Origin of the sequence: Variovorax ginsengisoli (assembly GCF_030811835.1) — a bacterium.
Classification (GTDB): domain Bacteria; phylum Pseudomonadota; class Gammaproteobacteria; order Burkholderiales; family Burkholderiaceae_C; genus Variovorax; species Variovorax ginsengisoli_C.
Genome location: NZ_JAUSRO010000005.1, coordinates 281092 through 295294, shown reverse-complemented (window position 1 = coordinate 295294; position 14203 = coordinate 281092). Strand labels below are relative to the sequence as shown.

Annotated in this window: 10 protein-coding genes; 3 read left to right on the top strand and 7 right to left on the bottom strand. The window is 67.4% G+C overall.

The features are described from left to right. Window positions 1-4 precede the first annotated feature (4 nt). Genes xrtQb through J2W36_RS09640 form a run of 3 tightly spaced genes read right to left on the bottom strand, consistent with a single transcriptional unit; the run spans window position 5 to window position 3671 of the window. On the bottom strand, window positions 5-568 hold the full coding sequence (gene xrtQb / locus J2W36_RS09650) for an exosortase Q subunit 2 (protein ID WP_307689498.1): 564 nt from the start codon (window positions 566-568) through the stop codon (window positions 5-7). Continuing rightward, a complete protein-coding gene (gene xrtQa / locus J2W36_RS09645) occupies window positions 555-1544 on the bottom strand; it encodes an exosortase Q (protein WP_307689497.1) in 990 nt (329 codons plus the stop codon). Before xrtQa ends, xrtQb begins: the two co-directional genes overlap by 14 nt. A 9-nt stretch (window positions 1545-1553) precedes the next feature. Further along, window positions 1554-3671: a VIT and vWA domain-containing protein gene (locus J2W36_RS09640; RefSeq protein ID WP_307689496.1), complete on the bottom strand. Its 2118-nt coding sequence runs from the start codon at window positions 3669-3671 to the stop codon at window positions 1554-1556. Between the two features lie 236 nt (window positions 3672-3907). Between J2W36_RS09640 and creD the strand changes: the two genes are divergently transcribed. Continuing rightward, window positions 3908-5404 carry a cell envelope integrity protein CreD gene (gene creD / locus J2W36_RS09635; RefSeq protein WP_307689495.1) on the top strand — a complete coding sequence of 499 codons (1497 nt, stop codon included), beginning with the start codon at window positions 3908-3910 and terminating at the stop codon, window positions 5402-5404. Window positions 5405-5417: 13 nt separating this feature from the next. Then, entirely contained in the window at window positions 5418-7781 is a 2364-nt protein-coding gene (locus J2W36_RS09630; protein WP_307689494.1) for a penicillin-binding protein 1A, read from the top strand. Window positions 7782-7819: 38 nt separating this feature from the next. Here J2W36_RS09630 and creC read toward each other — a convergent pair whose 3' ends face one another. From creC to J2W36_RS09610, 4 genes are all read right to left on the bottom strand, one after another. Beyond that, window positions 7820-9271, bottom strand: coding sequence for a two-component system sensor histidine kinase CreC (gene creC, locus J2W36_RS09625; RefSeq protein ID WP_307689493.1), 1452 nt, complete (start codon window positions 9269-9271; stop codon window positions 7820-7822). Between the two features lie 5 nt (window positions 9272-9276). Then, window positions 9277-10038 (bottom strand): two-component system response regulator CreB, encoded by a 762-nt coding sequence (creB, locus tag J2W36_RS09620; RefSeq protein WP_307689492.1) that lies wholly within the window; start codon window positions 10036-10038, stop codon window positions 9277-9279. A gap of 1182 nt (window positions 10039-11220) precedes the next feature. Continuing rightward, window positions 11221-11640 (bottom strand): Cu(I)-responsive transcriptional regulator, encoded by a 420-nt coding sequence (gene cueR, locus J2W36_RS09615; protein ID WP_307689491.1) that lies wholly within the window; start codon window positions 11638-11640, stop codon window positions 11221-11223. Next, on the bottom strand, window positions 11637-11831 hold the full coding sequence (locus tag J2W36_RS09610; RefSeq protein ID WP_307689490.1) for a heavy-metal-associated domain-containing protein: 195 nt from the start codon (window positions 11829-11831) through the stop codon (window positions 11637-11639). Before J2W36_RS09610 ends, cueR begins: the two co-directional genes overlap by 4 nt. Before the next feature lie 137 nt (window positions 11832-11968). Here J2W36_RS09610 and J2W36_RS09605 point away from each other — a divergent pair, with 137 nt between their 5' ends. After that, window positions 11969-14203, top strand: a complete 2235-nt coding sequence (locus J2W36_RS09605) for a heavy metal translocating P-type ATPase (protein WP_307689489.1) — start codon at window positions 11969-11971, stop codon at window positions 14201-14203.

Genomic DNA, 14203 nt, shown 5'->3' with positions numbered 1-14203 from the left:
TCCCTCACATCGGTCGTGCCACGGTGACAGCATGCCACGGCCCCGGGGAACGGCCGCTCGCCGCCGCCCAGTACCAGGCTGAAGTGTCGGTGAAAGCCGTGCCATCGGCGTCGACGATGCGCTCGCAAACGCGCAGGGTTTGCCCCTGCTTGCGCGCAGCTGTGAAGCAGCGCCACAGGCGTGCCTGCGCGTCGCGCTCGAGCCGCGTGCCTTCGATGCGGTAGCCGAGCGCGCGGTAGCAGTCCGGAGCCGGATGCAGCATGCGCGTGGGCGCCAATACCTCGCGCATCACGAACAGGCGCTCGCCGTCGGTCAGGCGCGCGATGCGGCCCGGGAAATTCACGGCAAAGCGATGCTCGACCTCGCTGAGCGCCAGGGGCCGCAGCAGCGCACCGTCCCATGTCGAAGGCCATTCCTGGAACGCCGCCGCCTGCGCGGACGCCACCGGCCGCGATACCGATGACAGCACCGAGAGGGCGGTGCACAGCAGCATCACCGCACCGAAGGCCACCTTGTGCAGCACCCGGCAGAAGAAGCGGTTGCCCAGCCAGCGATCAAACAGCGCCATGACCGACTCCTTTGACAGCGTGGGTTGCGGCGTGGGTTAGGGCGCGGGTTGCCGACGCGCGCCCCATGACACCCGTCATCCCACCCGCCATGACGCGCGCGATGCCGCCGCACACCAACGCCAACAGCGCCAGGCCCAGCACCTGGTGCAGCACCGCGGGCGGCTGCAGCCCCGCGCCTTCGAGCGCCACCAGCACACTGTTGCGCACGATGTTGCCGGCCAGCACCAGCAGTCCGACGGCCGGCAACCGCGCGAGGAAGCCGCGGTTGTCGCGCCCGGCCCAGAGTGCCACCGCACACGCAGTGAAGTAGCCCAGCCAGACCATCTGGACGCCCGAGCAGGGCGCATCGACGATGACCAGCCGGCCATCGACCAGCAGCGTGCTGCCTTCGCGCGAAACCGTGAAACCGGGCATCAGCAGCCAGCGGCTCGCCTCGGCCGTGACCACGCGCAGCGGGTAGCCCGCGTAGAACTGCAGCGACGACAGCAGCGGCAAGGCCAGCACCGCCAGGCCAAGCACCGGGGCCGGGGCCACGCGCCGCGGCAGGAAGGCCAGCAGGCCACAGGCCATGGCCAGCACCGCCAGCAGGCCGGTCGCCAGCGGCGGCCACGCCGACAACGCGCCCGGCCCGATGCGCAGCACAGTAGCGACCAGCGTGCCGAACGTGGCGGTCACCAGCCAGCCCAGGCGCGGCGACGCACGCAGCTCGCCACGCAGGCGCCCAACCAGCAACGCGAGCGTGGCCAGGGCCAGCAGGCCGAGCGGATCGTCGGAGCCATCGCGCAGGCGGGCAGCCATCCAGAGCCAGGTCGGCATGAGCGCGACGCACTGCAGGCCGAGCCAGCCGAGCGCCGGCGCGCGGTCGATGCGGATCCCGGCATCGACCAGCCGTGGCCGGGATTGCGCCAGGGCCGCGAGGGAGAAGCCGGAGCGAGGCGCGGCAGGCACCGCAGGGGTCGAGAGAGACGATGGCATGGTGCGTCCTCAGGCGGTGAAACGACGTGCGTCATGACGGCGCAAACGGCGGCGCAGCATGGCCAGCATCGACAGCACCACGGCCACCGCACCGAGCATCTCGGGCTCCGGCGTGCTCGGCACCTCGGCACCGAAAGTGGCGGCGGCTTCGCCCAAGGCGCTCTCGGCCACGCCCTGGGGCAGCGGTGAGGGCTGGTCGACCGGCAGGGCCTGGCCCGGCACCGGATTACGCACGACCTGGTCCACGGCGATGAAGCTCGTGTACGCGGTCAGCAGCCCGTACTGCAGGCCCAGGTCGGTGATGCGCCGGGACAGCGCACCCGTCCCCTCCAGCGCTTCCTGATCGCTCAGCGTGGCGATGCGGTGGCGTGCCCACAGCGTGCGCAGTGCCGCCGTGTCCTGGCGTGCCAGGCCGTCGATCGCCACCGCCGCGCGGTACGGGCCGTTCGCGCCGTCGCCTTCGATCAGCACGCGGCCCTGCGCCGCACCGCGCCATTTGCCGAACACGATCACCGGGCGCTCGCCGAGCACGTCGGGCAGCACCGCAGGCTCCACGTCGTAGACGTCGAGGCCTTCGAAGCGCGCACGCACGTTGGTCAGCACCGGCGACTCGACCATGCGGCGAAAGCGCGCGGCCTGCTCGGGCGCCTGGATCGGATCGGTGATGACAAAGGGCTCGCCCATGCCCGCACGCGCCAGGCCTTCGATGAGCTGCCGGTTGACCGCGCTGCCGATGCCGAAGGCAAACAGGTTGGCCTTCGACAGGTTCTTGCGCACGAGTTCGAAGGCCTCGCGCTCGACCGTCACGTAGCCGTCGGTCACGACCACGACGGTGCGCGAGACGCCGGCCGCCTTCGGCGCTGCATACACCTGCTTCAACGCCGGAATCAGCTCGGTGCTGCCGCCGCCCTGGCGGCTCTGGAGGGTCGACAGCGCCTGCGCGATGTTGGCGCGCGAGGCCGGCACCGAGTGCGGCGACAGCATCTGCGCGCTGCCCGAGAACAGCATCACATTGAAGGTGTCGCTCGGACGCAGGCCACCGATGAGCCGCTCCAGCACGGTCTTGGCCGTGTCCAGCGGAAAGCCGTGCATGGAGCCCGAGATATCGACCACGAAGATGTAGTCGCGCGGCACGATGGCGCTGGCGGCGACGGCCTTGGGCGGCTCGATCATCGCGAGGAAGAAGTTCTCTGCGCCGGCGCCATTGAGCCCCTGGCCTTGTCCCTTGTAGAGCATCAGGCCGGACTGGATGCGCTCGCCCGCCAGGCGATAGTCGAGCACGAAGTCGCGGTCGTTGGCTGGCACGCGGGCCGCGCCGAGTGCAACCTCCGCATACCGGCCGTCATCGCGCCGGGCGACCTCGATGTCGTGCGTTGCCGAGCGCACTTCCTGCAGCCCGATCGGCATGTCGAGCGCCACCTTGAGGCTGAACGCGCTGGGTGACGCCACGCCGGCACGAAGCACCGGTTGCGCCACCCACGGCGCACCGGCGTTGCCCGACTGCGGGCTGTTGTAGCGCGGACCGACCACCGTCGGAAAGACGAACTGGTAGTTGCCCGACTGCGGCACCAGGAGTTCGGTGTAGCGCAGCTCGACGCGGACCTCGTCATTCGGCAGGATGTTGGCCACGTTCATCTGGAACACGTTGGGCAGGTGCTGTTCGAGCAGTGCCGCGGTCTTGCCTTCGGTCTTGGCGGCTTCGTACTCGATGCGGGCCTGCTGCTTCTCGCGGATCTGCGCGGTGATCAGGCGACCGCCCAGCCGCACGTTCAACCCGTTGACCGCTGCGCGCGTGGCACCGGGAAAGACGTACCTCGCCTCGATCGCGCGCTGGCCCTCGTTGCGGTAGGTCTGGGTGACACGCACGTCGGCGATCACACCGGAGATCTTCACGTCCACCTCGGTGGCCTTGAGCGGCAGGCGGTCGACATCGGGTGTGTCGCTCTTCACGAAGAAGTACGGGCTCTCGGTCTTCTGGCGTTCGGCTGGGGCCTCCTGCGCATGGAGCGGGCGCGCCATGAGCGCCAGGAAGGCGAGGGTGGCCAGGGCCAGGGTGCTGGCCCAGAGCCAGGGGCCCCATTGGCTCCATGAGCTCCAGCGGTCCGGCTGCGCGGTGGTGTGTGGCATGGCGTTCGTCCTTTTCTCTGTTCCCGTCGCCCTGCGGACTGCAGGGTTGCATGGGAAGGACTGTCCGGGCGCCGCGAGAAGCCGGTGCGAAGCCCATGCGAAGGCTTGTGCGCTGTGTGAAGTCTGTGTGAAGTCGGCGTGCGCAAAACCTTTTTCCGACTTCATCGAGCCTTCGAACGGGCGCGGGAGCATCGGGGCTCCGCCACACGGCTCACACGCTCCAGGGACAACAACAAATGCTTCAGACGCTTCGCAACTCCATCGTCATCAAGGTGCTCGGCCTCGTCTTGCTCACCCTGCTGCTGTGCATTCCGCTCGATCGCATCGACGCGCTCAACCGCGAACGCGGCGAGAGCCAGCGCGAGGCCGCGGCCGAACTGGCCAGCACCTACACCAGCGCACAGAGCTTGATCGGCCCGGTGCTCGCGGTGCCCTATGTCGAGCGCTGGATGGAGACGCAGCGCAACAGCAAGGGCCAGGTCACCGGCGTCGAGCCGCGCAGCCAGGAAGGCGTGCACCTGGTGTTCCCCGACACACTGCACATCGAAGGATCGCTCGCACCGCAGCAGCGCTACCGCGGCATCTTCCGCATTCCGTTCTACACACTCGACGCGACGCTCAACGGTGACTTCGCGGCCTTCGACCCGGACACGGTGGTGCGCAGCGTGAGCGGCTCGAAGCTGGAGTTCCGAACGCCCTCTGTCGTGTTCAACCTGAGCGACCTGCGGGGGCTGGACGGTTCGCCTGCGCTGACCCTCGGCGGTGCAACACTGCGCTTCGCCCAGCGCATGCCGGGACTGTCGGAGCAGGCCTTCGGCGGCGGCATCCACGCGCCGCTCGACGGCACGGCGCTGGCCCAATGGCTGGCCGGCAAGCCATTGCCGTTCGACATGAAACTGGCCCTGGTCGGGCAGGAGACGCTGTCGATCGCACCGATTGCCGACGAGACCACCGCGCACCTGCAGTCACCCTGGGCGCACCCGAGCTTCGGTGGCCGTTTTCTGGCTGCCGAGCGCCGCATCGATGCGAATGGCTTCGACGCTCGCTGGCGCGTTTCGTCGCTGGTGACCTCGGCGCGCGACCAGGTGCGTGCAGGGTTGCTCAACCCCACTGACACGGCATCGGCATCTGACAGTGCAACGGTGCAGACCGATGCTGCAAGGCCCGCTTCTGCGCGCCGCCAGGCCCAGGTCAACGGCCCCCTGCAGACCTTCGATGTGTCGCTGACCCAGCCGCTCAACGTCTATTCGATGTCCACGCGCGCTGGCAAGTACGGCGCACTCTTCATCGGCCTGGTGCTGATGGCGGCTTTCATGTTCGAGCTGTTTCGCAAGCTGCGGTTGCATCCGGTGCAGTACGGCCTGGTCGGGCTGTCGATCGCGCTGTTCTTCCTGCTGCTGCTTGCGCTGTCGGAAAAGCTGGCCTTCGGCCTCGCCTATGCCGCCGCTGCAGGGGCCAGCGTGCTGCTGTTGGGCGCGTATTTCAGCGCGGTGCTGGGCGGCTGGAAGCGCGGCGTTTCGTTCGCTGCCTATGTGGCGCTGCTGTACGGCGCGCTCTATGGCCTGCTGGCGTCCGAGAGCAACGCACTGCTGCTGGGTGCCCTGCTGATCTTCGGCATGCTGGCCCTGCTGATGCTCGCCACGCGCAAGGTCGACTGGTATGCACTGTCGGCCGGCACGCTGCAGGAGCCCGTCGCACCACCGGCCGTGGCGCCTGTGTCGGCGGTTCGCTGAAGAGGGAGCATCGATGTCCAAGCCCTATCCTGACTTCCCGCTTCGACGCATCGTGGCCTGGAGCACCGGCGTGCTCGCCGTCACGGCGGCACTGGCGCTGTGCGCCGCCGGCATCACCGTGGCCGTCATCTCTGCGCGCCTGCCCGACGTGTCGACACTGGCATCGGACTACCGCCCCAAGCTGCCCTTGCAGATCTACACCAGCGACGGCGTGCTGATCGGCGAATTCGGCGAGGAGCGGCGCCAGCTCGTTCCCCTCGATGCGGTGCCGAAGGTGCTCAAGGAGGCGGTGCTCGCGGTGGAAGACGCGCGCTTCTACGACCATGGCGGCATCGACGCCAAGGGCATCGCCCGCGCATTGCTGTCGAACCTGTGGCACGGCACGCGCCAGGGTGCCTCCACCCTCACGCAGCAGGTCGCGCGCAACGTCTACCTGAGCACCGAGCAGACCTTCACGCGCAAGTTCTACGAAGCATTGCTTGCGCTGCAGCTCGAGCGCCACCTGAGCAAGGATCGCATCCTGGAGATCTACCTCAACCAGATCTACCTGGGCGAGCGCGCCTATGGCTTCGCCGCCGCATCCGAAACCTATTTCGGCAAGCCGCTCCAGGACATCAACGCGGCCGAGGCCGCGATGCTCGCCGGGCTGCCCAAGGCGCCCTCCAGCGTGAACCCGGTGCGCAACCCGCGCCGTGCCCGCGCGCGCCAGCTGCATGTGATCCAGCGCATGCAGGAGACCGGTGTGTGGACCCGGGCCGAGGCGGACCACGCCCGCGCGCAGCCCCTGCATCTGCGCGACGCGGCCGACCCCACCCGCGTGCATGCCGAGTACGTCGCCGAGGCGGTGCGCCGTACCGTGTACGCGGAATATGGCGACAGCACCTACGTGCGCGGACTCAAGGTCTACACCACGCTGGTGGCCACCGAACAGATCGCTGCCTACCGCGCGCTGCGCAAGGGCATCGTGGATTACGAACGGCGCCAGCGCTACCGAGGCCCCGAGAAGTTCGTCGACCTGCCCGCCGATGCCGCAGCGCTCGACGATGCCGTCGACGAGGCACTGGCCGACCAGCCCGACGACGGCGACCTGCTGGCCGCCGTGGTGTTGAGCGCAACGCCCCAGCAGGTGATGGCGGTACGCGCCAACGGCGACACGCTCAGCATCGGCGGCGACGGCCTGAAAGCGGCGCAGGCGGCCTTGTCGGCCACCGCCGCACCGGCCTTGCGGCTGCGCCGCGGCGCAGTGATCCGTGTCATGAAGACGAGCCGGAACGACTGGGAGATCGTGCAGCGTCCGGAGGTCGAGGGCGCCTTTGTCGCGCTCGATCCACGCAACGGCGCAGTGCGCGCACTGGTCGGCGGTTTCAGCCACGAACGCAGCCAGTTCAACCATGTCACGCAAGCCTGGCGCCAGCCCGGCTCCAGCTTCAAGCCCTTCCTCTATTCCGCGGCGCTCGAGCAGGGCTTCATGCCGGCCACGCAGGTCAACGATGCGCCGCTGTTCTTCGACGCCACTGCCACCGGCGGCAAGGCCTGGGAGCCGAAGAACTACGACGGCGACTTCGACGGCCCGATGACGCTGCGCCAAGCCCTCATGCGCTCGAAGAACCTGGTCTCGGTGCGACTGCTGCAAGCCGTGGGCGTACCAGTCGCACAGGACTGGATCGCCCGCTTCGGCTTCACCCGCGAACGCCAGCCGGACAGCCTGCCGCTCGCGCTCGGCGCAGGCACGGTCACGCCCATGCAGATGGCCACCGCCTATGCGGTGTTCGCCAATGGCGGCTACCGCGTGAATCCGCAATTCGTCACGCGCATCACCGACCATCGCGGCCAGGTGCTGGTCGACCATGCGCTGCCCGAACGCCCGGACGAATCGACGCGCGCGATCCCGGCGCGCAACGCCTTCGTCATGAACACGCTGCTCCAGAGCGTGATGAAAGGCGGCACCGGCAGCAAGGCCTGGCAGGCACTGCGGCGCGACGACCTCTACGGCAAGACCGGCACCACCAACGACTCGATGGACACCTGGTTCGCCGGCTTCCAGCCGACGCGCGTGGGCGTGGCCTGGATCGGCTACGACCTGCCGCGCCGCCTGGGCGTGCGCGGCGAAACCGGCGGCAGCCTGAGCCTGCCGGTATGGACCGACTTCATGCAATCCACGCTCCAGCGCGTGCCGGTGGCACCACTGGCCGTGCCCGACGGCGTCGTGCAGATCGATGGCGAGTGGTACTTCGACGACCGCACGCCCGGCCATGGCGTCGCGACACTGGGCTTCGACGATGCCCACGACGCGCAGGCCGTCGCGACATTGCCGCCAGCCGTCGCGCCGATGCCGCCTGCCGAGGAGCGCAGCCGCATCCTCGACTGGTTTCGCTAGCGTGCCCACCGCCAGATCCTTGCCTGGGCCCCTCCCGCTCAGCGCGGTTCGCGCGGCAGGTGGCCCAGCGGCAAGGTCAGTTGCGCCAGCGCGCCGCCGCTGCGCGCGTTGCCGAGTTCGGCCCGCCCGCGGTGCAGCGCGGCGATCTCCTTGACGAAGGCCAGGCCAAGGCCGGTGCTCTTTTTCCTGCTGTGCGGTCGTGCCAGCGAATAGAACTTCTCGAACACCTTGTCGCGCGCGTAGTCCGGAATGCCAGGGCCATGGTCCCGCACGGTGATGCGCGCATGCCGCGTGTCGGCGTCGAGCGCAATCGTCACTTCGCTGCCCGGGGGTGCAAAGTCGATCGCGTTGTCGAGCAGGTTGCTGACCGCGCGGCGCAGCAGGAACGGATCGCCTTCGATCAGGGGCGCGGCGCGCAGGTCGAGCGTGGTGCGCACCGCGCGCGCGGCCGCCGCTGGCTGGGCGCTGCGCACCACCTCGTCCATGAGCTCGGCCAGCGCAACGGGTTCGCTGCGGTCGAGCACGCGACGCGTCTCCAGCGCCGTGAGCTCCATCATGCGATCGACGATTTCCTGGATGCGCTGCGTCTCCCGCGTGATGTTGTCCAGAAAACGCTCGCGCTCGGCCTGCGGCATGGCGGGCTCCTGCAGCAGTTCGGCCGCGCCGCGGATGGCCGACAGCGGGCTCTTCACCTCGTGCGTGAAGGTTTGCACATAGTCGGCCACGTAGTTGCGACCGGTCAGCGCGTCGCGCATCTCGCTGAAGCCGCCACGCAACGCATCGAGCGCACGACGCGCCATGCGCGCCAAGCTCAGGCTGCGCTGTGCGCGCACCCAGGCCACGTAGTCGGAAATCAGGCCGAAGGGTCGCACCAGCCAGACCGACACGATGACGGCCAGGAGCAACAGCGCAAAGGCGGAGCCCACGCCCACCCACAGCGTGCGTGCCCGCGCGTCTTCGACGAACTGACCGAAGCTCTGCACCGGCTTGCCGACGGTCACCACGCCGACGATCTCGTCGCCCCAGCGCACGGGTGCGCCGACGTACATCACCGACGTGCGCGGATCGCTCTCGACGTCACGCGTGGTGCGGGCGCCGTAGGTGCCGGCCAGCGATCGACGCACGTCGGACCACTGAGAGAAATCGGCGCCCTGGCTGCGCCCCAGGGAGTCGAACAGCACACGGCCGCTGCGGTCGGTCACATACACGCGCAGTTCGACCCGGTTCTTGTGCAGGTTGTAGATCTGCGCGGAAAACTGCCGCGCATAGACCGAGCGGAACAGCGGCTCGAGCCGCGCGGTGTTGATGGCACCGGCCACGACGTCCTGCTCGACCAGGCTGGCCATGAACTGCGAGCTCTCGACCAGCGATTCCTCGGCCGACTCGCGGTAGCGCGGGTCGATGTCGATAACCACCCGGTAGAGCAGGAATGCGATGCCTGCCGCGTAGATCAGCAGGATGCCCAGGAAGATGCGCGAACGCCGGCTCATCCGGCTCAGGGCCTGGCGGGCAGGTCTTCGTTGAGCGCGTAGCCGGTGCCGCGCAGTGTGCGGATCGGCTCGACCTGCGGCGCCACCGCCTTGAGCTTGGCGCGCAGCGTCTTGATGTGCGCGTCGACCGTGCGATCGAAGCTGTCGCCCGGATCGTCCCAGACCATTTCCAGCAATTCGTCGCGCGTGTAGACGCGGCCAGGCCGCTGCACGAACAGGCAGAGCAGGCCGTACTCGTAGCGTGACAGTTCGAGTGCGCGGCCGTAATAACGGATCTGCCGACGCTCGCCGTCGAGTTGGAACACCCCAGGCTGTGCCTGGACGGTCGCGGACACAGTCTGGCCCGCCGGGGCTGAGGAGGCCGGCAGGGCCCGCACGCTGCGCCGCAGGATGGTCCGCACACGCGCCACCAGTTCGCGGGGCGAGAAGGGCTTGGCCACGTAGTCGTCGGCCCCCAGTTCCAGGCCGACCACGCGGTCGATTTCATCGCTGCGCGCTGTGAGGAACAGCATGGGCACGTCGGAACCTCCAGGCATGGCGTGGAGGCGCTTGAACAGTTCGAAGCCATTCATGTCGGGCAGGCCAACGTCGAGGATCACGAGCGCCGGCAGCGTCTGGGTGAATTCGGCCAGCGTTTCTTCTGCGGTGGCGCACCACACGGGCGTGAAACCGTCGCTCTGGAGCACGTACTGCAGCGTGTCGGCGATGCCGGACTCGTCCTCGGCAATCAGGATGCGCGGCTTGAAGCTCGAGGACGGAAAACTCATGCCGCAATGGTAACGAACGCCGCGCTGTTCACGCTGGATTGCAGCGCACTGAATTTTTCTTTATTTGCGCGGCCTTTCCTATGTATTCATCTCTTATTTATTTCATTTAATTTAATAGTCGTAGTAGGTGTTTTAACTTTTCTGTGGACAGTTCATTTTTTTCATTGCGCAGCAAGGACTTGGCGCCGTGACAGGACTGTGTGTACCTGCGTTTTCTGCTGTCGCGCTCGCAGGGACAACCTGTGGCAGGCACTCCGACCTGTGGATAACTCAGGATTTATGCCAGAACTGTCCCCAACGTTGTCCTTTGACAGGCCGCCAAAAATCTGGGAAAGCGCTGGAAATTGAAAGTCTTCCACTGCCCAATGATTAAGCAGAATGTAGATTAGCCAATGAAAACAAGGACTTGCGGCATCCTTACAAGGAAGTTCATGACTTACTCACAGAGTTATCCAAGATTTATGTGAGGTAGTCGCTCTTTGCAAGCGGCGGGAGGGCCAGCGCCAGCCGAAGGGGTGGTCGCACCTCGGCGAACCATTGGGGCAGGTCGGCCCGCCGGAATGAATCGATGGAGGCCGCGAAAGCACGCCGCGGTTTCCGGATGCGTTTTCTCCAATCCGACTTCCTCGCCAGTCCATCAGATTTCCCAGCGTGTGCGGTTTGCGAACCGGCACAGGTATTTTTTTGAAATCGCGCGACCTTTGTTCCTATCTCTTATTTCTTCTATTTAAATTAGTAGTAGTAATAGGTGTTTCGTGTTTTCTGTGGACAAGCCTGTTTTTTCGTTGTGTGTCAACGACTTGGCAATGTCATACGGGTGTGCGTAGCCGTGCATTCTGCTGTCGCCCCTGCGGGGACAACTTGGCTGGACACATCGGCCCTGTGGATAACAGGCATCTTGTGCTGGAAATATCCCCAGAGTTGTCCTTTGACAGGGCACGAATAATCTGGGAAAGCAGAAAAACCGCGAAAGTCTTCCACTGCTCAAAAATTGAGCATATTGTAGAAAGTTAAGTAAAAACAAGGACTTGCAGCATCCTTACAAGGAAGTGCATGAGTTACTCACAGAGTTATCCAAGTTTTGTGTGGGAAGCGGCCAGGCCAGGGCATGTCGAGCGCTGCGCCGCGCTCGAAGAAAGGAAAACACCCTCCGATGGCTCGCCGGAGCGCTGCCTCGGCCGTTCAGAACTTCGGTTTGGCGCCTGACAGGTCGTCCAGGATGGGGCAGTCCGGGCGCGCATCGCCTTGGCAGCAGTGGACGAGTTGCGCCAATGTGCGTTCCATGGCCTGCAGGTCGGCGATGCGCTGGGCGAGTTCTTCGAGGTGGTGCTGGGCGATGCGTTTGACGCTGGCGCTGGCCCGGCTGCGGTCGTGCCAGAGGCCGACCAGATCGGCGATCTCGTCCATGGAGAAGCCGAGATCGCGTGCGCGCTTGATGAAGCGCAGCGTGTGGATGTCAGCGTCGGTGTATTGGCGATAGCCGCTGTCGGTGCGCTCGACGCGTGGCAGCAGCCCCAGGCCTTCATAGTGGCGCACCATGCGCGCCGACACGCCCGAGGCCCTCGCCGCGGCGCCGATGTTGCGAAGCAAGGCGCCGCTCATGCGGCCTGGTAGCCCGCTTGCACGATGGCGGCGATCAGTTCGTGGCGAGGCTGTGTGCTCTGTACGTCGACCGTGCCGGTCGGCAGGTCGACGCTGACTTGCGCCTGGGGATCGACCGCCTGTACGGCGTCGGTGACCGCGTTCGCGCAATGGCCGCAGCTCATGCCGGTGACTTCGAATTTCTGGTGCATGGGGTAACTCCTTGGGATGATGGTTGATGAAGGGGGATCGATGGATGACCAGGGAATCAGTTTGAACCTTGACGCGATGGCAAGGTCAAGCAGTTGGCGCTTGACCTTGCCATGATGTGAGGCTTTAGCCTTCGGGCATGGACATCACCCACACCCTCGACATTTCCATTGGCGGCATGACCTGCGCCTCTTGCGTGGCACGCGTGGAGCGAGCGCTCCAGCAGGTGCCAGGCGTGCAGGACGCCACGGTGAACCTGGCCACCGAATCGGCCCGCATCGTGGTGACACAGGATGTGGAAAGCATGGACGCGCAGCTGCGTCGGGCGGTGCGCACTGCGGGCTACGCGCCACGCACCGCTGCACGGGCCGACGCCGAAGCCGCGAGCGCCACCGGCTGGCACGACTTTCTGCCGGTGGGCCTTGCGCTGTTGCTGGCGGCGCCGCTGTTCGCGCCGATGCTGCTGGCACCCTTCGGCGTGCACTGGATGCTGCCGCCTGTCGCGCAACTGCTGCTGGCTGCGCCGGTGCAGTTCTGGCTGGGCGCGCGCTTCTACCGTGCGGGCTGGCATGCTGCGCGTGCACGCACCGGCAACATGGACCTGCTGGTAGCCCTGGGCACCAGCGCAGCCTTCGGCCTGTCGCTGTGGCTCTGGTGGCGGGCCGCGCCTGGCGCCATGCCGCACCTGTACTTCGAGGCGTCTGCGGTGGTGATTGCACTGGTGCTGCTCGGCAAGTGGCTGGAGCTGCGCGCCAAGCGGCAGGCGACCTCGGCCATTCGGGCGCTGCAGCAGTTGCGCCCCGAACTTGCGCATCTGATCGGCCCACGCGGCGAAGCCGACGTGCCGCTCGGCGAGGTGATGGCGGCCGACCGACTGGCCGTGCGCCCCGGCGAACGTGTGCCGGCCGATGCGCGTGTGCTCGAAGGCCGGTCGGAGGTCGACGAATCGATGCTGACCGGCGAGCCCTTGCCGGTCGCCAAGGCGCCGGGTGACCTGCTCACCGGCGGTTCGGTCAACGGCAGCGGCCGGCTGGTGGTCGAAGTCCGGGCCGTCGGTGCCGAAAGCGTGTTGGCACGCATCATCCGGCTGGTGGAGGACGCGCAGGCGGCCAAGGCGCCGATCCAGAAGCAGGTCGACCGGGTGGCCGAGGTGTTCGTGCCGGTGGTGCTGCTGATCGCGCTGGTCACGCTCGCGGGCTGGGGCCTGGCGGGTGCGGGCGCCGAAGCGGCCCTGATCCATGCCGTCGCGGTGCTGGTCATCGCCTGTCCGTGCGCGCTTGGGCTGGCCACGCCGGTGGCCGTGATGGCGGGCACCGGTGTGGCGGCGCGGCACGGCATTCTCGTCAAGGATGCGAGTGCGCTGGAGCGGGCCCACCGCGTCGACACCGTGGCTTTCGACAAGACCGGTACGCTGACACTGGGCACACCGGTGCTCGCCTCGCTGCACGCCGTCGTGGCGCAGGACGAGGCCGCATTGCTCGCCGTGGCCGCCAGCCTGCAGAGTGGCAGCACACACCCGTTGGCACAGGCCGTCACGCGGGCAGCCACAGCGCGTGGCCTGCCGATGGCGCCGGTGCGCGACCTGCAGTCGTTGTCTGGCCGTGGCGTGCGTGGCCGGGTCGGCCGTTCCGATCTTTCGGGTGCCAATACCGACTGGGCCCTCGCCAGCCTGCGCTGGTGCGCCGAACTCGGCGCGGTGCCCGATGCGGCGCAGGTCGCGCAATTGCAAAGCCAGGGCGCCACCGTGTCGGCGTTGCTGGCCTTTGCGGGCAGCGATGCCGCACCCGAGGTGCGCGCGTTGCTGGCCTTCACCGACGAGCCCAAGCCGCAGGCCTCAGCGGCGGTCGCCACGCTGCGCGCGCGCGGTTTGCGCGTGGTGATGATTTCGGGTGACAACCTGCATGCCGCGCAGGCGATGGCTGCCCGCGTCGGGATTGCGGCCGACGACGTGCGCGCCGAGGTGCTGCCCGCGGACAAGGCGGCGCAAGTGGCGGCGCTGCGAACGGGTGGCCACGTCGTTGCGATGGTCGGCGACGGCACCAACGATGCGCCGGCCCTGGCTGCGGCCGATGTCGGCATCGCCATGGCCAGTGGCACCGACGTGGCGATGGAAGCCGCAGGCATCACCTTGATGCGCGGCGACCTGGCGCTGGTGGCCGATGCGCTCGACCTGTCGGCGCGAACGGTGGCCAAGATCCGCCAGAACCTGTTCTGGGCCTTCGCCTACAACGTCGTCGGCATCCCGTTCGCGGCCTTCGGCTTGTTGAGTCCGGTGGTCGCGGGCGCGGCCATGGCGCTGTCGAGCCTGAGCGTGATGAGCAATGCGCTGCTGCTGCGCCGGTGGAAGCCGGCGGGGCACCGCGCGCGGTCCTGA